General features: G+C 65.4%; 24 protein-coding genes. 18 read left to right on the forward strand and 6 right to left on the reverse strand.

Annotation, left to right across the window (positions count from 1 at the left end; genetic code table 11):
• The first annotated feature begins 40 nt into the window (after positions 1 to 40).
• The 3 genes from IWY39_RS13220 to IWY39_RS13230 are packed head-to-tail and all read left to right on the forward strand — an operon-like array spanning position 41 to position 1,775.
• On the forward strand, positions 41 to 952 hold the full coding sequence (locus IWY39_RS13220; RefSeq protein ID WP_026002523.1) for a tetratricopeptide repeat protein: 912 nt from the start codon (positions 41 to 43) through the stop codon (positions 950 to 952).
• Positions 953 to 963: 11 nt separating this feature from the next.
• Positions 964 to 1,578 (forward strand): LON peptidase substrate-binding domain-containing protein, encoded by a 615-nt coding sequence (locus IWY39_RS13225; protein WP_017183844.1) that lies wholly within the window; start codon positions 964 to 966, stop codon positions 1,576 to 1,578.
• An 8-nt stretch (positions 1,579 to 1,586) separates the two neighbouring features.
• Positions 1,587 to 1,775, forward strand: coding sequence for a Trm112 family protein (locus IWY39_RS13230; protein WP_107123360.1), 189 nt, complete (start codon positions 1,587 to 1,589; stop codon positions 1,773 to 1,775).
• 17 nt (positions 1,776 to 1,792) lie between these two features.
• Here the strand turns inward: IWY39_RS13230 and IWY39_RS13235 are convergent, their stop codons facing one another.
• From IWY39_RS13235 to IWY39_RS13245, 3 genes are all read right to left on the reverse strand, one after another.
• Entirely contained in the window at positions 1,793 to 2,215 is a 423-nt protein-coding gene (locus IWY39_RS13235) for a RidA family protein (protein ID WP_107123359.1), read from the reverse strand.
• Positions 2,216 to 2,294: 79 nt separating this feature from the next.
• A complete protein-coding gene (locus IWY39_RS13240; protein ID WP_107123358.1) occupies positions 2,295 to 4,907 on the reverse strand; it encodes a TonB-dependent receptor plug domain-containing protein in 2,613 nt (870 codons plus the stop codon).
• Between the two features lie 191 nt (positions 4,908 to 5,098).
• Positions 5,099 to 5,680: a TlpA family protein disulfide reductase gene (locus IWY39_RS13245; protein WP_017183848.1), complete on the reverse strand. Its 582-nt coding sequence runs from the start codon at positions 5,678 to 5,680 to the stop codon at positions 5,099 to 5,101.
• Positions 5,681 to 5,738: 58 nt separating this feature from the next.
• On the opposite strand from IWY39_RS13245, the gene argH reads away from it, so the two are divergent.
• Genes argH through IWY39_RS13265 form a run of 4 tightly spaced genes read left to right on the forward strand, consistent with a single transcriptional unit; the run spans position 5,739 to position 9,411 of the window.
• Positions 5,739 to 7,109: an argininosuccinate lyase gene (gene argH / locus IWY39_RS13250; RefSeq protein WP_107123357.1), complete on the forward strand. Its 1,371-nt coding sequence runs from the start codon at positions 5,739 to 5,741 to the stop codon at positions 7,107 to 7,109.
• Positions 7,106 to 7,363: a hypothetical protein gene (locus tag IWY39_RS13255; RefSeq protein WP_107123356.1), complete on the forward strand. Its 258-nt coding sequence runs from the start codon at positions 7,106 to 7,108 to the stop codon at positions 7,361 to 7,363. Before argH ends, IWY39_RS13255 begins: the two co-directional genes overlap by 4 nt.
• 18 nt (positions 7,364 to 7,381) lie before the next feature.
• Entirely contained in the window at positions 7,382 to 8,647 is a 1,266-nt protein-coding gene (gene lysA / locus IWY39_RS13260) for a diaminopimelate decarboxylase (RefSeq protein ID WP_107123355.1), read from the forward strand.
• Entirely contained in the window at positions 8,647 to 9,411 is a 765-nt protein-coding gene (locus tag IWY39_RS13265) for a precorrin-2 dehydrogenase/sirohydrochlorin ferrochelatase family protein (RefSeq protein ID WP_107123354.1), read from the forward strand. The genes lysA and IWY39_RS13265 overlap by 1 nt, the downstream gene beginning before the upstream one ends.
• A gap of 35 nt (positions 9,412 to 9,446) precedes the next feature.
• On the opposite strand, the gene IWY39_RS13270 is transcribed toward IWY39_RS13265, so the two are convergent.
• Positions 9,447 to 10,070, reverse strand: coding sequence for a response regulator transcription factor (locus tag IWY39_RS13270; protein ID WP_107123353.1), 624 nt, complete (start codon positions 10,068 to 10,070; stop codon positions 9,447 to 9,449).
• A 149-nt stretch (positions 10,071 to 10,219) separates the two neighbouring features.
• Here IWY39_RS13270 and IWY39_RS13275 point away from each other — a divergent pair, with 149 nt between their 5' ends.
• The 4 genes from IWY39_RS13275 (at position 10,220) to IWY39_RS13290 (ending at position 12,746) form a co-directional block, all read left to right on the forward strand.
• Positions 10,220 to 10,360 carry a hypothetical protein gene (locus IWY39_RS13275; RefSeq protein WP_017183854.1) on the forward strand — a complete coding sequence of 47 codons (141 nt, stop codon included), beginning with the start codon at positions 10,220 to 10,222 and terminating at the stop codon, positions 10,358 to 10,360.
• On the forward strand, positions 10,357 to 11,196 hold the full coding sequence (locus IWY39_RS13280) for a hypothetical protein (protein WP_229380550.1): 840 nt from the start codon (positions 10,357 to 10,359) through the stop codon (positions 11,194 to 11,196). Before IWY39_RS13275 ends, IWY39_RS13280 begins: the two co-directional genes overlap by 4 nt.
• Positions 11,184 to 12,083: a transposase gene (locus IWY39_RS13285; RefSeq protein WP_107123352.1), complete on the forward strand. Its 900-nt coding sequence runs from the start codon at positions 11,184 to 11,186 to the stop codon at positions 12,081 to 12,083. The genes IWY39_RS13280 and IWY39_RS13285 overlap by 13 nt, the downstream gene beginning before the upstream one ends.
• A gap of 66 nt (positions 12,084 to 12,149) precedes the next feature.
• Complete coding sequence (locus tag IWY39_RS13290; protein WP_229380549.1) at positions 12,150 to 12,746, forward strand: winged helix-turn-helix domain-containing protein; 597 nt, start codon at positions 12,150 to 12,152, stop codon at positions 12,744 to 12,746.
• Here IWY39_RS13290 and IWY39_RS13295 read toward each other — a convergent pair.
• Entirely contained in the window at positions 12,701 to 13,372 is a 672-nt protein-coding gene (locus tag IWY39_RS13295; protein WP_107123350.1) for a TetR/AcrR family transcriptional regulator, read from the reverse strand. The genes IWY39_RS13290 and IWY39_RS13295 overlap by 46 nt on opposite strands.
• Before the next feature lie 89 nt (positions 13,373 to 13,461).
• On the opposite strand from IWY39_RS13295, the gene IWY39_RS13300 reads away from it, so the two are divergent.
• Genes IWY39_RS13300 through IWY39_RS13310 form a run of 3 tightly spaced genes read left to right on the forward strand, consistent with a single transcriptional unit; the run spans position 13,462 to position 17,682 of the window.
• On the forward strand, positions 13,462 to 14,976 hold the full coding sequence (locus IWY39_RS13300) for an efflux transporter outer membrane subunit (protein ID WP_107123537.1): 1,515 nt from the start codon (positions 13,462 to 13,464) through the stop codon (positions 14,974 to 14,976).
• Entirely contained in the window at positions 14,969 to 16,138 is a 1,170-nt protein-coding gene (locus tag IWY39_RS13305; protein WP_165418697.1) for an EmrA/EmrK family multidrug efflux transporter periplasmic adaptor subunit, read from the forward strand. Before IWY39_RS13300 ends, IWY39_RS13305 begins: the two co-directional genes overlap by 8 nt.
• An 11-nt stretch (positions 16,139 to 16,149) precedes the next feature.
• The gene (locus tag IWY39_RS13310; protein ID WP_107123348.1) at positions 16,150 to 17,682 is read left to right on the forward strand and encodes a DHA2 family efflux MFS transporter permease subunit; all 1,533 of its coding nucleotides are present in this window, start codon (positions 16,150 to 16,152) and stop codon (positions 17,680 to 17,682) included.
• A gap of 6 nt (positions 17,683 to 17,688) precedes the next feature.
• Here IWY39_RS13310 and mobA read toward each other — a convergent pair whose 3' ends face one another.
• Positions 17,689 to 18,210: a molybdenum cofactor guanylyltransferase gene (gene mobA / locus IWY39_RS13315; protein WP_107123347.1), complete on the reverse strand. Its 522-nt coding sequence runs from the start codon at positions 18,208 to 18,210 to the stop codon at positions 17,689 to 17,691.
• Between the two features lie 45 nt (positions 18,211 to 18,255).
• Between mobA and IWY39_RS13320 the strand changes: the two genes are divergently transcribed.
• From IWY39_RS13320 to fdhF, 4 genes are all read left to right on the forward strand, one after another.
• Complete coding sequence (locus IWY39_RS13320; protein ID WP_107123536.1) at positions 18,256 to 19,158, forward strand: LysR family transcriptional regulator; 903 nt, start codon at positions 18,256 to 18,258, stop codon at positions 19,156 to 19,158.
• Between the two features lie 99 nt (positions 19,159 to 19,257).
• Positions 19,258 to 19,710: an NAD(P)H-dependent oxidoreductase subunit E gene (locus IWY39_RS13325; RefSeq protein ID WP_107123346.1), complete on the forward strand. Its 453-nt coding sequence runs from the start codon at positions 19,258 to 19,260 to the stop codon at positions 19,708 to 19,710.
• Positions 19,707 to 21,299: a formate dehydrogenase beta subunit gene (locus tag IWY39_RS13330; RefSeq protein ID WP_107123345.1), complete on the forward strand. Its 1,593-nt coding sequence runs from the start codon at positions 19,707 to 19,709 to the stop codon at positions 21,297 to 21,299. The genes IWY39_RS13325 and IWY39_RS13330 overlap by 4 nt, the downstream gene beginning before the upstream one ends.
• Entirely contained in the window at positions 21,296 to 24,142 is a 2,847-nt protein-coding gene (gene fdhF / locus IWY39_RS13335; protein ID WP_107123344.1) for a formate dehydrogenase subunit alpha, read from the forward strand. The genes IWY39_RS13330 and fdhF overlap by 4 nt, the downstream gene beginning before the upstream one ends.
• The last annotated feature ends 4 nt before the right edge of the window (positions 24,143 to 24,146 follow it).

Genomic DNA, 24,146 nt, shown 5'->3' on the forward strand with positions numbered 1-24,146 from the left:
ATGGAGGCGGCGACGTACCGCAGTGGCAGGAGATGAAAGCGTGGCGACCCTGGGAATGAGCGAGGCCGACAAGCTGGCCGTGGAGGCGTTTCGCCGCGACGTCGTGGAGCCTTCGCGCACGCAGTTGGTGATCGTGGATTTCTGGGCCGAATGGTGCGGTCCGTGCAAGCAGCTGACGCCGATCATCGAAAAGGTATGCGCCGACTATGCGGCCAAGGGCGTCAAGCTGGTCAAGGTGAATGTCGACGAAAATGGCTTTATCGCCAGCCAGTTCCGGGTCCAGTCGATCCCGACCGTCTATGCCGTGTTCCAGGGGCAGCCGGTCGCCGACCTGTCCCAGGCGCGGACCGAAGGGCAGCTCAAACAATATCTCGACCAGTTGCTGGGCCAGTTGCCGATCGAATCGGAGGAAAAGGCGCAGGAACTGGAAATCGCCCCATTGATCGCCATGGCCGAGGAAACGCTGGCGGCGGGCGATGCCGAGCGCGCCCTGTCGATCTTTGCCCAGATTGCCGACATGGTGCCCGGCCATGCCGATGTGGCGTCGGGCCAGGCGCGGGCGCTGGTGGCGATGGGGCAGCTGGACGAGGCGGACGCGGTGCTGGACGCGCTGCCCGCCGATGCGGCCAAGGATCAGGCGGTGGATCGCGCGCGCGCGGCGATTGCCCTGGCGCGTGACGCCAAGCCGGTGGCCGACCTGTCGGGGCTGGAGGCGAAGGTCGCAGCCGATCCGGACGATCATGCCGCACGGTTCGAACTGGCGGGCGGGCTGATGGCCAATGGCGACCGGGACGGCGCGGCAGAGGCGCTGCTGGAGATTGTCCGGCGCGACCGGGCGTGGAATGACAGCGCGGCGCGGACGCAATTGCTGACCCTGTTCGAGGCGGTCGGGCTGGAAGATCCCTGGGTATCGGCGCAGCGTCGCAAGCTGTCGCAGATATTGTTCGCCTGACGGCCCGGCCGGTGCCTCTCGCCCGCGTCTCGATATTCCCGCTGTCCGGCGCGCTGCTGCTGCCCGGCATGGATTTGCCGCTGCATATTTTCGAGCCGCGATACCGCGCGCTGATTCAGGACACGATGGCGCGGGACCGGCGGATCGGCATGATCCAGCCGCGTGGCGACGGGCCGGTGCCGCCGCTGTTCGACATGGGGTGCCTGGGCCATGTCAGCCATATCGAGGCGCTGGACGATGGGCGGTTCAACATCATCCTGACCGGGCTGGCGCGGTTCAAGGTGGTGCGCGAATTGCCGGTAACGACGCAGTTCCGCCAGATCGAGGCCGATGTGATGCAGGCGCCGCAGGAGGATGAGGTGCTGCATGCGGTAGAACGGGCGGCGCTGGAGCAGGAATCGCGCCGTTTTGCCGATGCGCTGGGCTATGTCGTCGACTGGACGGCGGTGTCGCGGCTCGATGATATGGCGCTGGTCAATGGCATCGCCCAGATCGCGCCATTCGACGCGGCGGCCAAGCAGACGCTGCTGGAGGCGGACACGCTGGGCGAACGGTCGGAACGGATCATCCAGCTGATGCAGATTTTCGGCCGGATCGAGCGCGATGGCGGCGCGACGATGCAATGAACGGGGCAATGACCGGGGCAAGTGCTGGCGCGCCGGTCGACCCGTGGCTGCTGGCCAAGCTGGTCTGCCCGGTGACGCGCACGCCGCTGCGCTGGGACGATGCGCGCGGGGCATTGCTGTCCGATGCGGCGGGGCTGGCCTATCCGGTGCGCGATGGCGTGCCGGTGCTGCTGCTGCGGGAGGCGGTGGCGATCTGAGCCAAATACGGAGATGGTTACGGGTAAGCGGCGATACATTCCACTTCCAGCGGCGCGCCCAGCGCCAGGCCATCGGCGCCAAAGGCGCTGCGCGCGGGCAGGCGCTTGCCCTTGAAATAGGGGAGATAGGCCGCGTTGAAGCGGGGCCAGTCCGCCATGTCATCCAGCATCACCGTGCATTTGACGACATGGCCAAAGTCGAGGCCGTTGTCGGCCAATATCCTGCCGACCGAATCCATCGCCGCCCTGACCGCAGCGTCAAACCCTTCCCCGTGCGGGTCCATGCCCGGCGGCACCTGCCCGATCTGGCCGGACAGATAGAGCGTGTCGCCGACGCGGACGGCAGGAGAGAAGGGCAGAGCCGCGGGCATCGCCTGCTGCGCCATGGCGGGTGCTGCGATGGTCAGGCTGAGCGCGGCGAGGAGGGCGAATGGCTGCATGGACGGACCCCTGTCGGACGGAAAAGGGCCGGTGCGTTTCCGAACCGGCCCTTCCTTTATGACATGATTTAACGGTCGATCAGAATTTGAAGTCGATGCGGGCGTAATAATAGCCGCCCGACGTGCCATAGGCGCCGTGGTTATAGGGGCTGTTATAGGAGCCGGAGCCGTTGATGTAGGGCGACACGCCGGGATTGACGACCACCCCGGTGCCGGTCACCAGCTTGGGCACTTCTGGAATCTTGTCGAACAGATTGTTCGCACCGATCGAGAAGGTGACATTGTCGGTGAAATCATAGCCGACTTCCAGGTCGGTGATGATTGCCCGTTTCACCACGCCGTTGAAATAGAGCTGGTTCGCATTGACGCCGTTGATCAGCGCGCCGTCGGCGATCAGGAAGCCGCCATCCGGGATCACGCCGCTGCCAACGCCCGGACGGACCAGAACGCTTTGCTTGGCATAGAGGGTTTCGCGCAGGTTGACGGTCAGCTTGTCAGCCTTCAGCAGGGCGCCGAAGCCGACCTTATATTTGGGCGTCGTATCTTCGATATTGCTTTCCGACGCGGCGTTGAACAGCGGATAGCCGACCTTGTTCTTGGTGATCTTGGTCTTGTTGTAATTGCCGTTCAGCGACAGGTTGAGCGTGCCGAAACCAAGCGCGACCGGATAGCTGGCGGAGAAGTCGATGCCCTTGGTCTCCGTGTTGATGCCGTTGGTGAAGCTTTGCACGCCAACCGTCTGGAGCGCGGTATCGAGAACGATGCCGGCGGCCGCCAGCGCGTCGAAGATCGCCGCAGCGCCGGGCTGGACCACGCCGCCCTGGACGGCGTTGCGCGATGCGGTAGCGGCGATGCGGTCCTTGATCTTGATAAGATAGGCATCGACGGTGATCGCCAGCCGGGGCACGGGGCGCAGAACGATGCCCGCCGAGAAGTTCTTCGATTTTTCCGGGCCAAGCGAGTCGAAGCCGAGCAGGGCGGCAGCGGGCGTGCCAGCGGGAAGCTGGGCGACGGCGCTGGTCGGCCCCACATTGATGGTCGAATATTTCTGTTCGGCCAGTGTCGGTGCGCGGAAGCCGGTGCTGGCCGTGGCGCGGACCGCAAAGGCATCGGACAGATCATAGCGGGTCGTGATCTTGCCGATCAGCGTATCGCCGAAATCGGTATAATCTTCGTAACGGCCCGCCAGATCGACGCTCCAGCCTTCGACCGGGTTGGCGATGAAGTTCAGGTAGCCCGCGCGCGAACTGCGCTTGAAACGCCCGGCGTCGGTCGCCTTGTAGCCGGGGAAGGACTGAACCCCCGTCTTGTAGGTCGAATAGAAATCGCCCTGGACGATTTCATAGGTGTCCTTGCGATATTCGCCGCCGAACGCGAAGGTCAGCGGAGTGGCCATGCCTATGTCGAATTCCTTGCGGATGTCGGCGGTCACTGTGGTCTGGCTGAGGCGGAAGCCGCCGTCATAGGCCTTGTCAGGCGTGTTGGGGACGCCGACGCCCAATAGCGACGCGGCATAGCTTTCCTGCCACACTTCGCGATGGGCGGACCTCTCGGTCCAGATGTCGTTCTTCTGATTGCCGTAGGTAGTGCTCAGGTCATAGTTCCAGCCTGCCGTTTCGCCCCGCGCGCCGACAGTGAAGCTATATTCATCCTCGATCACATGCTGGAGCGGGACCATGCCTACAGTGCCGGTATTGCTGTAGCAGATATTGGGATTGTAGGCCGCGGGCGTGACGCCGCCACCCAGATTGCCGGATTCGTAGCAGATGCGCTTGGGATGGCGGTAGCCCTGCTTGGCCCAGCCTTCGCGGCGGGCGAGGCTGCCGAAGCTGTAGACTTCCACGCCGCCAAAATCATAACCGGCATTGTAGAAGAGCAGGTTGAGTTCGGTCTTGGGCTGGCCGCCATTGATCCCGGCCAGCGCATCGCCGGTAAGGTTCGACCATTGGGCAGGGGCATTGGGCTGGAGCGTGCCATCCAGCTTCGTCACCTGCACCTGGCCTTCGCCAAGCGTGGTATAGTCCTGGCGGCGATGGAACAGGGACAGGTTGATATAGCCGTCCTCGCCAAGCCGGACGCCATAATTGCCGGAAACGGAGAAAAGTTCGCCTTCGCTGTCATAATGCTGACCGCCGGTCAGCTTGATCGAGCCGCCCTCTGGATCATCCTTCAGAATGAAGTTGATGACGCCTGCAATGGCGTCCGTGCCATACACGGCGGCGGCGCCTTCCTGCAGCACTTCGACGCGTTCGACCGAGTCTGGCGGAATAAGATCAATGCTGGGCGCGGCCGAGCCGGAGAAGGCGCCGAGCACCTGAAGGATGCCATTGCCGTGGCGGCGCTTGCCGTTGACCAGCACCAGCGTGTGGTTGGGGCTGAGACCGCGCAGACGGGCCGACAGCGAGAAGCTGGAAAGGTCGGTACCCTGCGTCTGGGCTGTGAAGCTTGGTACGATCTGGGTCAGCACCTGGTTGAGGTTCGGCTGGCCGACATGGGCGATGGCGTCCTGGCTGAGCACCTGGATCGGTGCGGCGCTGTCTGCGGCTTGCATGCCGACGGCGCGCGTGCCGGTGACGATGATCGCTGCGCCTTCGTCAACCTGTGGTTCCTGCGGCGCGTCTTGCGCGATGGCGCAGGCGGACCAGGACGATGCGAGGATCAGTGAGAGTTTAAGCGCCGATAACCGTGTCATTCATGCCCCCTGTTTAGCTTTATCGATGACAGGGGGAATGACGAAGGGGTGGCGCCGATCCTCTATTGCGCTGCACAAAAATTACAGATTTATGGATTGTTTCTACTTCGTTTCTATGTCGGAAACGAGGCGATATTTGGCAGGCGCAGCTGCGTAAGCCGATTTTGCGGCTGCGCCAAAGAGCCGTGTGGTCAGGATGCCATGGCGGCCTCTATCAGCGCCTTGGCTTCCGCCCCTTCCCAATCCATCGCGCCGATCACGCGGACCATTTCCTTGCCCTTTGCGTCATAAAGGACGGTCGTGGGGAGCAGGCCGGTGGCATAGTCGAAGCCGAAATGATTGTCCGGATCAGCCCAGCCCTTGAGATGGGGCAGGGGATGCTTGGCGAAGAAGGGCTTGACCGCCTTTGCCCCCTGCGTGTCCTGCGAAATGGTGAGGACGGCCAGCCCCTTTGGGCCATAGCTTTGCGCGATCCGGTCGAGCGTTGGCATTTCCGCGACGCAGGGGGTGCACCATGTCGCCCACAGATTGACCAGCATCGGGCGTCCGGCGAAATCCTGCAAGGTAGCCTCGCCCCCGTCGGGATTCTGGAAGGCGAAGGTGGGAGCGGGGGTGCCCGCCTTGCTGCGGTCCAGCCGATAGCTGAACTCGCCGTCTCCCTGCGACGCATTGCCTGACGCGGGAACCTCACCGCTCATGCTTGCATTGGCTTGCCCAGCGGGCGGCGATTGCCTATCGCAGGCCGCCAATCCGGCAGTCAGGAGCAGTATCATCAGCGCGCGTGAAGCAGATCGGGACAATGGGGGTTCCAAGGGAGAAGGCTCCAACAGCATGTGGGGTGGCCGGTTCGCGGCCGGCCCCGCTTCGATCATGCGCGAGATAAATGCCTCCATCCCATTCGACAAGCGATTGTGGAAGCAGGACATCGCAGGATCGAAGGCGCATGTCGCAATGCTGGCCAAGCAGGGCATCGTCGATGGCGAGGATGCGCAGGCGATTACCGAGGGGCTGAACCGGATCGCGGCGGAATATGAAGACGACGGCGTGCCGGTGGATCTGGACCTTGAGGACATCCACATGGTCACCGAGTCGCGGCTGGCGCAGCTGATCGGCCCGACCGCCGGGCGGCTGCACACCGCGCGCAGCCGCAACGATCAGGTGGCGACCGATTTCCGCCTGTGGGTGCGCGATGCGATCGACGAGGTGCAGGCGGGGCTGATCGGCCTGCAACGCGCTCTGCTGGCGCGGGCAGACGAGAATGCCGATGCGGTGATGCCGGGCTTTACCCATTTGCAGTCGGCGCAGCCGGTGACGCTGGGCCATCATTTGATGGCCTATTATGAAATGGTGCGCCGCGACCGCAGCCGCTTTGCCGATGCGCGGGCGCGGGCGGACGAATGCCCGCTGGGCGCGGCGGCGCTGGCCGGCACGGGCTTTCCGATCGACCGGCACGCGACGGCGGCCGCGCTGGGCTTTGCCAAGCCGACCGACAACAGCCTGGACAGCGTGAGCGACCGCGACTTCGCGCTCGATTATCTGATGGCGGCAACACAGGCATCGCTGCACCTGTCGCGGCTGGCCGAGGAGTTCATCATCTGGGCCAGCCAGCCCTTCGGCTTCGTCAAGCTGCCCGACGCCTATTCGACTGGCAGTTCGATCATGCCGCAAAAGCGCAATCCCGACGCCGCCGAACTGGTGCGCGGCCATGCCGGGCGGATCATGGGCTGCATGAACGCGCTGTGCGTGACGATGAAGGGGCTGCCCCTCGCCTATTCGAAGGACATGCAGGACGACAAGCCGCCCGTGTTCGAGGCGCACGACCTGCTGGCCCTGTCGATCGCGGCGATGACCGGGATGATCGAAACGGTGACGTTCCGCACCGACCGGATGCGCGGCCTGGCCGAAAGCGGCTTTGCCACCGCGACGGACCTGGCCGACTGGCTGGTGCGCGAAGGGGGTATTCCTTTCCGCGAGGCGCACCATATCACCGGACGTGCCGTGGCGGCGGCGGAAGCGGCGGGCGTGCCGCTCGACCAGCTGCCCATCGCCACGTTGCAGGGCATCGACGCGCGGATCGACGATCGCGTCTATGCGGTGCTGACGGTCGATGCGTCGGTCGCCAGCCGGATGAGCCATGGCGGCACGGCGCCCATGCAGGTGCGGGCGCGGATCGCGCAGGCGCAGGAGGAATTGGGATCATGACGATTCGGACGATTGTGGGACTGGCCTTTACCGCCCTGACGCTGGTTTCCTGCGGTGGGCGGCAACCGTTGAAGCCCGTTGCGGGCCAGGAGCTGCCAGCGGTGCCGGTGGGCGCGGCGACTTCGCCGACCGCCGCACAGTTGATGACGCCATCGACCCAGGCGCGGCCGCAACGCAATGTGGAATTGCTGACCCAGTCGCAAGAGCGACAGGCGGACGAATTTGACCTGCCGCCCGAAAAGCAGCCCCAATAAGAGACTAAGGACCGGAATTTGGACCATTTCGACTATGTGGACGGCGCCATGCAGGTGGAGCAGGTGCCGATGGCGGCGATCGCCGATGCGGTCGGCACGCCGGTCTATGTCTATTCGACCGCGACCCTGATGCGCCATGTCGGCGTGTTCCGCGACGCGCTGGGCAGCCTCGACAATCCGCTGATCGCCTTTGCGGTCAAGGCGAACCCCAATGCGGCGGTGCTGGCGACGCTGGCGAAACTGGGCCTGGGCGCGGACGTGGTGTCGGGCGGGGAATTGCTGCGCGCGATCGCGGCGGGCATTCCGGCCGACCGCATCGTCTTTTCGGGCGTGGGCAAGACGGCCGAGGAAATGCGGCTGGCGCTGGACCATGGCATTTTCCAGTTCAATCTGGAAAGCGAACCGGAAGCCGAAATGCTGTCGCAAGTCGCACTGTCGATGGGCAAGCGCGCGCCGGTGGCCTATCGGATCAACCCGGATGTGGATGCGGGTACCCACGCCAAGATTTCGACCGGCAAGTCGGAAAACAAGTTCGGCATCCCCTATGCCAGGGCGCTGGAAAGCTATGCCGCCGCGCGCGATCTGCCGGGGCTGGATGTGCAGGGCGTTGCCGTCCATATCGGCAGCCAGTTGACCGACCTCGCCCCGCTGGAGGCGGCCTTTACCAAGGTTGGCGCGCTGATCGCGGCGCTGCGCGATGCGGGCCATGACATTCGCACTGCCGATCTGGGTGGCGGGCTGGGCGTCCCCTATGACCCCGCCCTGCCGGAGCCGCCTAGCCCGGCGGCCTATGGCGACATGGTGTGCCGGGTAACGCAGGACTGGCCGGTGCGGTTGATGTTCGAACCGGGCCGGGTGATCGTGGGCAATGCGGGAGCCTTGCTGTCGCGGGTTGTGCGGGTGAAGCAGGGCGCGAAGGCGCCTTTCGTCATCGTCGACGCAGCGATGAACGACCTGTTGCGGCCCAGCCTGTATGACGCATGGCATGATATTCGCGCAGTGATCCCGGCGGGGCAGCGCGCCGCCGCCAATGTGGTGGGGCCGGTGTGCGAGACGGGCGATACTTTCGCCATGGGCCGCGACATGGACGTGGTGGCCGCGGGCGACCTGGTCGCGTTCATGACGGCGGGCGCTTATGGCGCGACGATGGCGGGTACCTATAACAGCCGCCCGCTGACCCCCGAAGTGCTGGTGTCGGGCGACAAATGGGCGGTGGTGCGTGCGCGCCCGCCGATCGAGGCGCTGATCGCTGGCGATAGCATTCCCGACTGGCTGGCCGACTGATGCACAGCCTGCCCGTCTTTTTGCGCCTGACGGGCAGGCCGGTGATCCTGACCGGGGCGGGCGAGGCGGCCGACGCCAAGCGCCGCCTGCTGGAGCGGGCGGGCGCACAAATCGTGGGCGAGGAGGACAGCGCTGCGCGGATCGCCATCGTGTCGGATGGCGACGCGGCGATGGCGGAGCGGCTGCGGGCGCGCGGCGTGCTGGTCAATGCGACCGACAATCCCGACCTGTGCGATTTCACCCTGCCCGCAATCGTCGACCGCGATCCGGTGCTGATCGCGATCGGCACGGGCGGGGCGTCGGCGGGGCTGGCCGCCGCATTGCGGCAGCGACTTGAAGCGCTTTTGCCTACGCATATCGGCGATCTGGCCCGTGCCTTGTTCAACGCGCGGGGCGAGTTGCGTCGTATCTGGCCAGATGCGTCAGAACGCAGGCAAGCCATTGCGCGGGGCCTTGCGCCGGGCGGCGCGATAGACCCTCTGGGGTTCGATCCGGATGTCGGCTTCTGGCTCGATGAAGCGCCCGATGCCGATATGGCTGAACTTTACATGCTCAGGCTAAGGTCGGGTGATCCGGATGATATGACGCTGCGGGATGCACGTATGCTGTCACAGGCGGACCGGGTCTATCATTCTCCGTCAGTGCCTGCCTTGATCCTCGACCGGGCGCGGGCCGATGCGGCGCGGATCGTGGCGGACGGGCCGCCTGATCATCCGGGCGAGGGCTTGTCACTGTGGGTGACGTTGGGCGAGGGGATAGCCTAAATCTCGTCCGTTCGAAACGAACGGCGATGCGTGGGTCAGCCCTGTTGCGCGCTCAGTCGCTCGACTTCGTCATGCAGCGCCTGGATGGATGATACGAGGCGGGCGCGGTCGGCCTGAAGTTCGCGCAGGATTTCGCGCGTTTCGCCCAGTTCGACGGCGCGCCGCGCGATGCGGGCGTCCAGTTCGGCATTGTGACGGGTGAGCGTGCCGAGCGTTTCGGCGCGCAGGCACAGATGACGCAGGCGCGCGTCGAGCACGTCGAAATCAAAGGGTTTGACGACATGGTCGTCGGCCCCGGCCTCCAGCGCCTCCACCGTCGACTGGCTGTCGAGCCGTCCGGTCAGCATGACGAAGCAGGCGGAGGCGGAAAGGTTCGCCGCGCGGATTTTCTTCATCGTCGCGATCGCGGACAACATGGTCAGCCCCATGTCGATCAGGATGATGTCGGCCGGACGCGTGACGAGCAGGTTGACCGCGACAAAGCCATTTTCCGCCAGCGCCACGTCATAGTTCAGGTGCGACAGGCGGCGGGCGACGACGGCGCGCGCGGTAGGATTTTCGTCGATCAGCAATATGCGAAGGCGGCGTTGCGGTCGGGCAGTCTCGCTCATGTCCTGATCGTCGGGCCGACGGCTGCGAACGCGTTTGAAGATCGGCATGGCTCCACCCTTTTGCTACAATCCCCATGATAGGATGGCCGCACAAAGAATTGGTTAATGAGCGGTAGCCACGATTAATTACATTTAATTGGTCCCCCCTTCCCGCGCGCCATAGCGTTGCCCCTGCGACCCGCAGAAGGAGGATGCCGATGCCACAGACCGTGCCTCAACTGGCGATTGACGATATTGCCGACCTGCCCGGCGAGGTCAGCCTGTTCGGATTGCAGGATGGCGACGTGCTGGACATCAGCCTGATGGATATTGTGATTGCGATCATCGACCAGCCGTGACGCCAGCAGCGTTGGGGGCGGCGCTGGGGCGGGCAGTGGCCGAGGCGCAGGATGCGCCATCTGGCCGTGCGCTGGCGCTGATCCGGCCGTTCCTGCATGACATAGGCTGGTTCACCGACCTGTTGGCGCAGGGCTGCGCGGCGCTGGCCGACGATCCGCTGCATTTGCCGGGCTTTCGCGCGAGCCGCAACGGTGCGGCCCGGCATCTGGTGCTGGCGCGGACGGAGCGGATATGGCTGTCAGCGACGGTGATCGACCCGGTGCCGCAAACAGGATCGCGGGTGCATTTTTCCGGTCGTCACATGCTGTGCCGCCCGCTCAACCGCGCGCTGCGGGCCGAGGGGTTTCGGCTGGAGGCAGACCGGGCCGTGCCGACCGGACAGCGGCATTGCGCGATGGGCGAGATATTGGAAGTGGACGAGCGGCGCGAAACGCTGCGCATTCTGCCGGACGAAGCGCCGCTGATGCTGTTGCGCGCGCAGGTCGCGCCGCAAGGGCCGGTCCGTTCGCGTATATGCGATTTTGCGACCGGGGTGCTGGTGGCGCGGGCGGAGGCGGATGAGGGCCATGTCCGTGCGCTGATGCTGCTATCGCTGTTGCGGGCGCAGGGGCGGGCCGACGCGGCGGCGCAATTTGGCGAGGCGCTGGACACGCCGCTTGCCGCGCAACGCTGGGCGGTGATGCGCGAATATCTGGCGCTGGATACGGCAAGCGCCCTGCCTGCCTTGCGCGCCATGGCGCAGCGGGAAAGCGACGTTGTAGTGCGGGCGCTGGCCGCGCGGACGCTGATGCAGATCGGGGACATGCAGGTAGGAAACATGGCGTGCCCCGCCTGATCGATCCAGCGCCAGACGAGCGGATGATCGACCTGGATGCCCTGATCGACTGGTGCGAAAGTCCGGCCTTCGATCCCGCCGACGAGGACGGGCTGGCGGCTGCCGCGCCCATGCTGCGGGCGCTGGGGCGCAACCGGCATTTCCTGGCCGATTTTGCGATCGCTGAACTCAAGACGCGGTGCGCGGGGCAGCGGCGGTCCAACCCCTATTCGGCACAGGTCATGCTGCTGCGTCCACCCAGGGGCAAATATGTGCTGCGCGCCGCCTTCTGGCCCGCCCAGCGCGACCATGTGATGCGGATGAGCGGCCCGGCCCCCTTCCTGTACCATGTGCCGCACGATCATGGCTTTGATTTCCTGACCATCGGCTATCTGGGGCCGGGCTATGGGTCGGACTATTATGTCTATGACGGCGATGTCGCGGGCGCGGCGGGGGAGGCGGTGGCGCTGCGCTTTGTCGAGCGCAGCCATTTGTCGCAGGGGCGGATGCTGCTCTATCGCGCCAATCGCGACATTCATGCGCAATTGCCGCCGGACTCCCTCTCTGTCTCGCTCAACATATTGGCGAGCGCGCCCGACCAGGGCTGGCGACGGCAATATCGGTTCGATACCGCCCGCAGCACGATCGCCGAATGCATGACCGTGGCCAGCGCGCAATTGCTGCTGGAACTGGCGGTCGGATGCGGCACGGACAATGCGATCGACCTGGCGCATGATTTTGCGGCCCGCCACCCGGTCGACGCGATGCGGCGCACCGCCTGGGATGCGATCGGCGCCGCGATGAACGGCGCGGCCCGGATCGAGCATTGGGAATCGGGCGCGCGGGGCAGCAGCCCGCTGATCCGGCATGCGAGCGAGGCCGCGCTCCGAATGGTCCGAAATGGATAGGGATTGGCTTGTTTTCGGACTGCGTCGGCGGTCGGATGCGGCTGGTCAGCAATGGGTGGATGACAGGTGGGCAGGCGGGTCGATTGTCACGGATTGGGCAGTGATTTCGCCCCGTTGGCACGGGCGCTGAGCGCGCGCGGATTCGACCTGGCGATGTTGGGGCCGGGCAGCGAGCCGCCGCGCGTCAGCATCAGCGACGCGACGATATTGTGGCAGGGCGTGGACGATCCCGCCGCGCGCGCCCGCGCGCTGGAAAGCGGCGTGCAGGATGTGGTTGGCCCCTGGATGCATGAAGACGAAGCGGTGGCGCGGATCATCCGGCTTGCCCGCGATGAGCAGCCCCGGCTGCGCGTGGGCGACCTGCTGATCCATCTGGTCGACCGGCAGGTGGAGCGGGCGGGCCGAGCGATCCCGTTGCTGGCCCGCGAATATGCGCTGCTGCTCCACCTGGCACGACGACCGGGGGAGGCGATCAGCCGGGAGGCGCTGTTGCGGGCGATATGGGGGCTGGAGTTCGACCCCGGCACCAACAGCGTGGAAGTGCATATGTCGCGCCTGCGCGCCAAGATCGACCGGGACTTTGACTGGCCGCTGCTGCGGACGATCAAGGGGAAAGGCTATGCGCTCTGCCCGGTGGCGGCGACCGTGCTTTCAGGGGCATAGGCGCGCATGAACAGGTTGACAGCCAGGGCGACATCCGCCTGCAAGGCTTCCGGTCGTGGCTCGCGCATCTGCCCCATCAGCAATTGCTGATGACTGCCCCCCATGGTCATGGCCATCAGCATGCGCGCGGCGTCGGTTGGATCGGCCCGTCTTATCTGGCCGCGATTCATCGCGCCTTCCAGAAAGTCGGCGAGGAGCGCGCGGGTATGGCGGGGGGCAAGCTCGAAGAAAATCCGGCTGAGTTCGGGAAATCGCCCACCTTCCGAATAGATGAGGCGGTGCAGGGCGATGGCTTGAGGGGAGCAGACCTTGTCGAGCAGACTGCGGCAGGCGCGCAGCAGCGTCGGTTCCAGCAGGCCGCAGGGATCAAGGATTTGCGACAGTTGCATCCGATAGGCCGTCACGACCCGATCGACGACGGCGGAAAATAACTCTTCCTTCGACGGAAAATGATTCCAGAGCGTCCCCTTCGACCCGCCCAGAGCCGCCGCGATGCCCGACATCGTCGTTCCGGCATAGCCATGTTCCAGGAAATAGCGCTCCGCAACCGTCAGGATACAGTCCCGCCGGTCCAGCCTGCGCGCTTCCCTTCGCGTGGGAGGAGGAGATTTGACCACAGCTGTCATTAAACCGTACCATAGAGTATGGCAATTTTGTTGACAAGGCCTGGCAACAGCGGCAATGGCGGTTTTCATACTGGATGGTACGGTTTGTCATGTCGGTGAGTCGCCTGTTTTCCCCCGAACGCATCATGATTTCGACGGCGGCCCTGTCGCTGCTGTCAGCATGTGCGGCCGTGCCCGATCTTGGCCCCGCCCCGGCGATTCGCACGGCGCAGAGCGTGGCGGCGCAGGACAGCCTGCACGCGCCTGACGCCGCCTGGCCGGGCGAAGGCTGGTGGACCGCCTATGGCGACCCGCAACTGACCGCGCTGATCGAGGAAGGGCTGGCCAACGCGCCCGACATGGCGATCGCCGCCGCCCGATTCGCGCAGGCGCAGGGCATGGCGCAACAGGCGGGTGCCACATTGCTGCCGTCGGCGGATCTGGACGCCAGGGCCGGGACGACCAAGCAAAGCTATAATATGGGGCAACCCAAGGAGTTCATTCCGCAGGGCTGGCTCGGTACGGGTCAGGTGGCGCTCAATCTGGGCTTTGACCTGGACCTTTGGGGTCGGAACAAGGCCGCGCTGGCAGCGGCGACGTCACAGGTCCGCGCGGCGCAACTGGACGCGCAACAGGCGCGGCTGGCGCTGACCACGGGCATCGCCGACGCCTATGCCGATCTGGCGCGGCTGTATGACGAAGCCGAACTGCAACAGCGCACGCTGGACATTCGGACCGCCAGCCAGAAGCTGGTTGCCGATCGCCGCCAGAACGGGCTGGAAACGCGCGGCAATGTGCGCCAGTCGGACGCGACGGTTGCAGCGGCGCGCGCGCAACTGGCTGGGGCGCGCGTGGCGATTGCGCTGCGCCAGCATCAGATTGCGGCGCTGGTCGGGGCCGGACCGGATCGCGGGCTGGCGATTACCCGTCCGCCCAAGGGCCGGTTGATGCCGGTCGGGCTGCCCGCGGACGTCACCACCAATCTGGTCGCCCGCCGCCCGGACATCGCCGCCGCGCTCGCCCGCACGGAAGCGGCAGCCAAGCAGGTCAAGGTCGCACGCGCCGATTTCTATCCGGCGGTGCGCCTGAGCGCGCTGATCGGGGTTCAGGCGCTGGGCTATGACACGATGTTTACCGGCACCGGCGTCAATGGATCGGCCAAGCCCTTCTATAACAGGCTGTTCGAGAAGGATTCGCTGTTCGGCAATGCCGGTCCGGCGATCAGCCTGCCGATTTTCCACGGCGGCGCGTTGCAGGGCCAGTATCGCGGCGCGCGCGCCGGTTATGATGAAGCGGTGGCCAATTATGACAAGACGGTGCTGGCCGCCTATCGCGACGTTGCCGATGCGCTGACCAGCCGCCGCACGCTCGACGATCGGCTGGTGGATGCGCGCGCGGCGCTGGCGGCGTTGCAGGACGCCTATGGCGTGGCGCGCAAACGCTATGATGGTGGCCTGTCCACCTATCTCGACGTGCTGAATGTCGAAGATCAGCTGATCGCCGCGCGCCGGTCCGTTTCTGCGTTGGAAGCCAGCGCCTTTTCGCTCGATATTGCCCTGATCCGTGCGCTGGGTGGCGGTTTCGCCGACAGCGCTACACTGCCCAAGGATGCTGCGCATGGCTGATGCCACCCCTGAATTTTCTGCCTCAGAGGCTTCGGATGCCACTGCGCCGGATGACACGAAAAAGGCGGATCGTGCCGCTGTGCGCAAGCTGTGGCTGACCCGGCTGGCGCTGGCAGTCGTGGTGCTGGGCCTGTTGTGGGCGGCCTGGTATCTGCTGATCGGGCGTAATCATGTCAGCACCGACAATGCCTATGTGAATGCCGAAATGGCGCAGGTGACGCCGCTGATTTCCGCGCAGGTGACGCAGGTGCTGGTCAGCGACACCCAGGCGGTGAAGCGCGGCGACGTGCTGGTGCGGCTGGACCCGACCAATGCGCGCATCGCCCTTGCGCAGGCGCAGGCCGATCTGGCCGAGGCGCGGCGCCGCTTCCGCCAGAGCAGCGCGACCAGCAGCGCGCTGGCGGCGCAGGTCGACGCGCGCGGCGCGGACATCGTGCAGGCGCGCGCGCAGCTGGCGACAGCGCAGGCCAATGTCGAAAAGGCGCGGATCGACCTGCAGCGGCGCGAGGCGCTGGTGGGCGACGGTGCGGTGTCGGGCGACGAAGTGACCAGCGCGCGCACCGCCTATGCCGCCGCGCGCGCTGCGTTGGAACTGGCGCAGGCGGGCGTGAACACGGCGCAGGCGACGCGCAGCGCGGCGAGCGGGCAGCTGGCCGCCAATGACGCGCTGGTCAGCGGGTCGAGCGTCGATACCGATCCGGGCGTCATGGTCGCGCAGGCCAAGCTGGATGCGGCGAAGCTGGACCTGGACCGCACGGTCATCCGCGCGCCGATCGATGGCGTCATCACCAAGCGGCAGGTGCAGGTAGGACAGCGCGTCGCGCAGGGCAGCCCGATCATGACGATCGTGCCGCTGGCGCAGGTCTATGTCGACGCGAACTTCAAGGAACGGCAGTTGCGCCAGGTGAAGGTCGGCATGCCCGCCACGGTCGTTGCCGACATTTACGGCGGCGACGTCGTCTATCATGGCAAGGTCGTGGGCTTTTCCGGTGGCACCGGATCGTCGCTGTCGCTGATCCCGGCGCAAAATGCGACCGGCAACTGGATCAAGGTGGTCCAGCGCCTGCCGGTCCGCATCGCGCTGGACCCCAAGGAACTGGCCGCCCACCCGTTGCGCGTCGGCCTTTCCACGGAGGTCGATATCGACCTTTCCGGTCACTGAAAGGCCGGGTCGTGAGCGGCGAGGCAAATATTTTTTCCCGGCTGACGCCGCGACAGCGCACATTGGCGGGGATGGTGCTGGCGCTCAGCAATTTCATGGTCGTGCTGGACCTGACCATCGCCAATGTTTCCGTGCCGCATATTTCGGGCAATCTGGGCATCACGCCCGATCAGGGGACGTGGATCATCACATCCTACGCGGTCGCCGAAGCGATTTGCGTGCCGCTGACTGGATGGCTGGCGCAGCGCTTTGGCGTCGTCAAGATGTTCATCAGCGCGATGATCGGCTTTGGTCTGTTTTCGGTGCTATGCGGCCTGTCGATGTCGCTCAGCATGATCGTGGTCTGCCGCATTGGCCAGGGGCTGTGCGGTGGCCCGATCATGCCCATGTCGCAAACGCTGATGCTGCGCGTCTTTCCGCCCGAACGGCGCGCGCGGGCGATGGGGCTATGGGCGATGACGACGCTGCTGGGTCCGGCGATGGGGCCGATTATCGGCGGCTATATCAGCGACAATTGGAGCTGGCACTGGATCTTCTTCATCAACCTGCCGATCGCCATCCTGTGCGTATTTGCGGCGATGGCGCTGCTGCGTCCGGTCGAAACGGAAACGGCGCGGGTGCCGATCGACAAGATCGGGCTGGCGTTGCTGGTTTTCTGGATCGGCTGCCTTCAGGTCATGCTGGACCTTGGCCGGGACCATGACTGGTTTGCCGATCCGCTGATCTTGAGCCTGGCGATTCTGTCGCTGATCGGCTTTCTGGTCTTTATCATCTGGGAATTGACGGAAGAGCATCCGATCGTCGATCTGCGCGTGTTCCGCCATGTCGGCTTCACCACCGGGGTATTGTCGCTGGCGCTGTGTTATGGTGCCTATTTTTCCGGCATCGTCATCATCCCGCAATGGCTTCAGTCCGCCAGGGGCTATACCGCGACATGGGCGGGCATCGTCACCGCCTTCACGGCCATGGCCGCATTGATGAGTGCGCCGGTCGCCGCCAGGATCATGGGCCGGGGGGTCGATCCGCGCTTCATGATTTCGGGGGCCGTGTTGTGGCTGGGCCTGATGACGGTGTGGCGCGCGCACTGGACCAGCAGCGTCGATTTCTGGATGATGGCTGCACCGCAGTTCATTCAGGGGTTTGCCATGCCCTTCTTCATGATTCCGCTGACCACGCTGACATTGGGGTCGGTGCGGCCCGAAGAGACGGCTTCCGCTGCCGGGCTTCAGAATTTCCTGCGCACCATGGCGCTGGCGATCGCGACGTCGCTGGTGCTGACCGGCTGGGGCAATGGCCAGCGCGTGTCGCGCAGTGAACTGGCGGGTACCCTCCAGCCCGCCGATACGCAGGCGGCCCTGGCAAATATCGGCATGTCGACCGACCAGGCGCGGCAGGTGATTTCGAACATCGTCGATCAGGAAGCGACGGCCATTTCGGTGGATCACATATTCTTCATATCGGCCCTGATCCTGTTCTTCGCGTCGGCGATGGTCTGGCTGGCGCCCCGTCCCCGCCCCAATGTGGACACGTCCGCCGCACACTGACCCCGTTTACAGCGCCGCCAGATCCTCCGGCCGGTTGATATTGGGCAGTGCCAGCCCCGGCACCGTCACCACACGGGCGCCGATGCGGTCGAGCCAGCCGTAGATGGAGCGATTATTCGCCTCCGCCAGATGCGCGTCCAATGCGTTGGCGAGCGATGCCGGCCACCAGCCAAGCAGTTGCTGGCCCTCCAATATCGCGGCCTGTTCACCGATCAGCCGGGCGGGCAGGTCCGCAGGATAGACCGGCATGTCGCACCCTGTCGTCAATATCCCGGCAAACCCATGGGCCTGCGCGTGATGCAGCGCTGCGTTGAGGCCGCCGAGCGGTCCCATGTCGGGCGCGGGCCGATCCGCCAGACCGCCTGCGCGACCGCAAATCACCACTTTTTCGACATGGGGGGCCAGCCCCGCGATCGCATGGTCCAGCAGGGTCCGCCCGTCCGGCATCACCGCCAGCGCCTTGTCGCTGCCAAAGCGGCTGGAGCGCCCCCCCGCCAGCACCGCCCCCAATATCCGCCGTTCCGCCATGATGCTTCCTTGATAGCGCCGCTCTATCAGCCCTATAGCAAAGAGATGCAGACCCGCCTTGTCGAATATTTCCTGGCGCTGGAGCGCGAAGGCCATTTCGGGCGGGCGGCGGCGCTATGCCATGTGTCGCAACCCACGCTGTCTGCGGGGATTGCGACGTTGGAGACGCAACTGGGCAAGCGGCTGATCCGGCGCGACCGCAAATATGCCGGGCTGACGCCGGAGGGCGAGGCGATATTGCCATGGGCGCGGCAGTTGGTGGCGGCCGCCGAAGCGCTGGGGCAGGCGGCGGAAACCGCGCGCGGGCCGTTGAAGGGTGAACTGCGGCTGGGCGCGATTCCCGCCGCCATGCCGGCGATCGGTTGTCTGGCAACCGCGATGCTGGACCGGCATCCGGGGCTGAATATCTCCGTCCGCGCGCTGACGTCGCGCCAGATCGAGCGCGAACTGGCCGCGTTCGAGCTGGATGCGGGCATCACCTATCTGGATTTCGAGCCGCCCGCCCATGCCCTGTCGGTGCCGCTATATGCCGAACGGGCGATGCTGGTGAGCGCGGCACATGGCGTGCCGATCCCGGCGGTCCTCGACTGGGCGGACCTGGCCAGCCTGCCGCTCTGCCTGTTGCATCAGGGGATGCAGAACCGGCGGATACTGGACGCGCGGCTGGCCGAGCGCGGGCTGGCGCTGCGGCCCTTGGTGACCGCCGACTCCTATGTCGCGCTGCTGGGGCTGGTGCAGCAGGGACGGCTCTGTTCGATCATTCCCGACAGCCATGCCGCCTTGCTGGACGGGCTGCGCTGGGCGCGCACCGCGCCGCTGCCGGACATGGGGGAGGGCAGCCGGGTGGGCGTGATCGTATCGGACAGCGCACCGATGGGGCCATTGGCGCAGGCCGTGCTGGCGGTGGCGCGCGGGTTGCGCCTGCCGCCCGGCTTTGGCTCCATTTGATAGATAAACTCTATCAAGCATCGCTGGCTTCGATTTGACCGGCGCACCTTCCCGCCGCACAATCGCGGCAAAAGCTGGGCCATAAGGCAGGGTATCGGGATGGAAGAGTTTATCGAAGGCTGGACTGCGCGTCATGGCGCAACCCGCGACCAGTTGCTGCCGCTGCTGCATGCGGTGCAGGAAGAGGCTGGCTATGTCGCGGACGCTGTCGTGCTGGTCATCGCCCGCGCGCTGAACCTGTCGCGCGCCGATGTGCATGGCGTCGTCACCTTCTATCATGATTTCCGCCGGACGCCTGCGGGCCGCCATGTCGTGAAACTGTGCCGGGCCGAAAGCTGCCAGGCGCGGGGCGGCGCGGTGATCGAGGCGGCGGCGGCGCAGCGGCTGGGCGTGGCGATGGGGGAGACGCGCGGCGATGGCGCGATCAGTCTGGAGCCGGTTTATTGCCTGGGGCTGTGCGCGGTCGGGCCGAACGCGCTGGTTAATGGTCGCCCGGTCGCGCGGATCGACGGTGCGGCGCTGGACCGGATCGCGGCGGAGGTGGCGGCATGAAAATCTATGTGAGCCGCGACATGGCGTCGGTGGCGCTGGGCGCGGACGCTGTCGCGCAGGCCTTTGCCGATGCGGGGTGCGATGTGATCCGCACCGGATCGCGCGGGCTGTTCAGCATCGAACCGCTGGTCGAGGTGGAAACGGCGCAAGGCCGGATCGGCTATGGTCCGGTCGGGCCGGGGGATGTCGCGGCGGTGCTGGATGGCAGCCACGCCAACCGGCTGGGGCCGGTCGACCAGCATCCATTCTTTGCGGAACAGCAGCGCTTCACCTTCGCCCGGTGTGGCGTGATCGATCCGGTCAGCCTGACCGAATATGCGGCGCAGGACGGGTGGAAGGGGCTGGAGGCGGCGCGCGCAATGACGCCCCAGGCCGTGGTCGATGCGGTCAAGGCGTCGGGCCTGCGCGGGCGCGGCGGGGCGGGGTTCCCGACCGGCATCAAGTGGCAGACGGTGCTGGATGCGCCTGCGGGCGACAAATATATCGTCTGTAACGCCGACGAAGGCGACAGCGGCACCTTTGCCGATCGTATGCTGATGGAGGGCGACCCCTATTGCCTGATCGAGGGCATGGCGATTGCGGCCCATGCCGTGGGCGCGCGGCATGGCTATATCTACATCCGTTCCGAATATCCCTTCGCCGTTGCCACGATGCGACTGGCGATCGATCATGCCGCCCATCTGATCGCGCCTTTCACGCTGGAAGTGCGCGAAGGGGCGGGTGCCTATGTCTGTGGCGAGGAAACCGCGCTGCTCGACAGCATCGAGGGCAAGCGCGGACAGGTGCGGGCCAAGCCGCCTCTGCCTGCGCTCAAAGGTCTGTTCGGCCAGCCGACGGTCATCAACAATGTGCTGAGCCTGGCGGCCGTGCCGTTCATTCTGGCGGAAGGGGCGGAGGCCTATGCCGCCGTCGGCTTTGGCAGGTCGCGCGGTACGATGCCGGTGCAACTGGCGGGCAATGTGCGCCATGGTGGCCTGTATGAGATCGGCTTTGGCATCACGCTGGGCGAACTGGTGAACGATGTCGGCGGCGGCACGGCCAGCGGGCGGCCCGTACGCGCGGTGCAGGTGGGCGGGCCGCTGGGCGCCTATTTCCCGCCATCCATGTTCCATCTGCCCTTCGACTATGAAGCCTTTGCAGCGGCTGGCGGCCTGATCGGCCATGCCGGGATCACGGTGTTCGACGACAGCGTGGACATGGCGCATATGGCCCGTTTCGCGATGGAATTCTGCGCGGCGGAAAGCTGCGGCAAATGCACGCCCTGCCGGATCGGATCGACGCGCGGGGTGGAGATTGTTGACCGGATCATGGCGGGGCGTGCTCCCGCAGCCGCAGCGCAACCTGACCCTGGGCTCCTGCCTTCGCAGGAGCACGGCGTTCTGGGCAAAGCCCTCTACTCCCGTTCCCCCAGCCGGATCGACACATCGCTCGACGCGCAAACCACGCTGCTGCGCGATCTGTGCGATACGATGAAATATGGCTCGCTCTGCGCGCTGGGGGGCTTCACCCCCTATCCGGTGCTGAGCGCGCTCGACTACTTCCCAGAAGATTTCGGCGCGCCTGCGCCGTTGAAGGAGGCTGCGGAATGACCTTTACCCGCGAAACCGACCATGGCACGCCCGCTGCGATTGCGACCGGCAAGTCCGTCACGCTGACCATCGACGGGCAGGCGATAACCCTGCCCGAAGGCACCAGCATCATGCGCGCGGCGTCGCTGCTGGGTGGCTCCATTCCCAAGCTGTGCGCCACTGACAGCGTCGAAAGCTTTGGTTCGTGCCGCCTTTGCCTGGTGGAGGTGGAGGGCCGCAACGGCTATCCCGCGTCCTGCACGACGCCAGTGGCCGAAGGCATGGTGGTCCGTACCCAGACCGACCGCCTCAAGCAGTTGCGGCGCGGGGTGATGGAACTATATATCTCCGACCATCCGCTCGACTGCCTGACCTGCGGCGCGAACGGGGACTGCGAATTGCAGGATCAGGCTGGCGCAGTCGGCCTGCGCGACGTGCGCTATGGCTATGATGGCGCGACCAATATGGGGCAGGCGAAGGACCAGTCGAACCCCTATTTCGATTTCGATCCCAGCAAGTGCATCGTCTGTTCGCGGTGCGTGCGCGCCTGTGACGAGGTGCAGGGGACGTTCGCGTTGACGATCGAGGGGAGGGGGTTTGATTCCAAGGTTTCCGCGTCGCAGGGCGAGGGATTTCTGGGGTCCGAATGCGTGTCCTGTGGCGCCTGCGTGCAGGCCTGTCCCACCGCGTCGCTGATCGAAAAGAAGGTCGTCGAAGTCGGCACCCCCGACCGCGCCGTCGTCACCACCTGCGCCTATTGCGGCGTGGGCTGCACCTTCCGCGCGGAAATGCGGGGCGAGGAACTGGTGCGCATGGTGCCGTGGAAGGACGGCAAGGCCAATCGCGGCCATAGCTGCGTCAAGGGTCGCTTCGCCTGGGGCTATGCCCAGCATCAGGACCGAATCCTGAACCCGATGATCCGCGCCAGCATCGACGAGCCATGGCGCGAAGTGTCGTGGGACGAGGCGATCGCCCATACGGCCAGCGAGTTCCGTCGCATCCAGGCGAAATATGGCACCCGCTCCATCGGCGGCATCACGTCCAGCCGCTGCACCAATGAGGAAACCTTCCTTGTCCAGAAGCTGATCCGCCAGGGTTTTGGCAATAATAATGTCGATACCTGCGCCCGCGTCTGCCACTCGCCGACCGGCTATGGGCTGAGCCAGACCTTCGGCACGTCGGCCGGCACGCAGGATTTCGACAGCGTGATGCAGTCGGAGGTCATTCTGGTCATCGGCGCGAACCCGACCGACGGCCACCCCGTGTTCGCCAGCCGGATGAAACGGCGCTTGCGGCAGGGGGCCAAGCTGATCGTCATGGACCCGCGCCGCACCGATCTGGTCAAATCCCCCCATATCGAGGCGGATCATCATCTGCCCCTGCGCCCCGGCACCAATGTCGCGATGCTGACCGCGATGGCGCATGTCATCGTCACGGAGAAGCTCTATGACGAAGCCTTCATCCGCGAACGGTGCGACTGGGACGAATTTGCCGACTGGGCCGATTTCGTCTCGCAAGCCGCCCGATCGCCCGAAGCGATCGAACCGCTGACCGGCGTGAAGGCGGACGAGGTGCGCGCTGCCGCGCGCATTTATGCCACCGGCGGCAATGGCGCGATCTATTATGGCCTGGGCGTGACGGAGCATAGCCAAGGCAGCTCGACCGTGATGGCCATCGCCAACCTCGCTATGGCGACCGGCAATGTCGGGCGCGAAGGCGTGGGCGTGAACCCGCTGCGGGGGCAGAATAATGTGCAGGGCGCCTGCGACATGGGCAGCTTCCCGCATGAATTTTCCGGCTATCGCCATGTGTCCGACACGGCGACGCGGCAATTGTTCGAACGCACATGGGGCGTCAGCCTGGACGCCGAGCCGGGGCTGCGCATTCCCAACATGCTGGATGCCGCGACCGACGGGACGTTCAAGGGGCTGTTCGTGCAGGGCGAGGATATTCTCCAGTCCGACCCCAACACCCATCATGTCGCGGCGGGGCTTGCAGCGATGGAGTGCGTCGTGGTGCAGGACCTGTTCCTCAACGAAACCGCCAATTACGCCCATGTCTTTCTGCCCGGATCGACCTTCCTGGAAAAGGACGGCACCTTCACCAACGCCGAACGCCGCATCCAGCGGGTGCGCAAGGTGATGGCCCCGCTCAATGGCTATGCAGACTGGGAAATCGTGCAATTGGTGGCCAACGCCATGGGCCTGCAGTGGACCTATGATCACCCCGCGCAGATCATGGATGAGATCGCCGCGCTCACCCCGACCTTTGCGGGCGTCCATTATGACCGGCTGGAGGCGGAAGGATCGCTGCAATGGCCCGCCAATGATGCTGCGCCCGACGGTACGCCGACCATGCATATCGACGGTTTCGTGCGGGGGAAGGGCAAGTTCGTCGTCACCGACTATGTGCCGACGGACGAAAAGACCGGCCCGCGCTTCCCTCTGCTGCTGACGACCGGGCGCATCCTGTCCCACTATAATGTCGGCGCGCAGACGCGACGGACGGCGAACACCGCCTGGCACCCGGAGGACCGGCTGGAAATCCATCCGTCCGATGCGGAAAATCGTGGGATCAAGGAAGGTGACTGGGTTGCCCTGAAAAGCCGGGCGGGAGAAACCACGCTGCGCGCGCAGGTGACCGAGCGGGTTGCGCCGGGGGTCGTCTATACGACCTTCCACCACCCCGAAACCCAGGCCAATGTCATCACCACTGACTATAGCGACTGGGCGACCAACTGCCCGGAATATAAGGTGACGGCGGTGCAGGTGATGCCATCCAACGGCCCCAGCGACTGGCAACTCGACTATGCCGATCAGGCCAGGATGAGCCGCCGCATTGCGCCGTTGGAAGCGGCGGAATAGGATC

Source organism: Sphingobium sp. JAI105 (genome assembly GCF_015752145.1).
GTDB classification, from domain to species: domain Bacteria; phylum Pseudomonadota; class Alphaproteobacteria; order Sphingomonadales; family Sphingomonadaceae; genus Sphingobium; species Sphingobium xenophagum.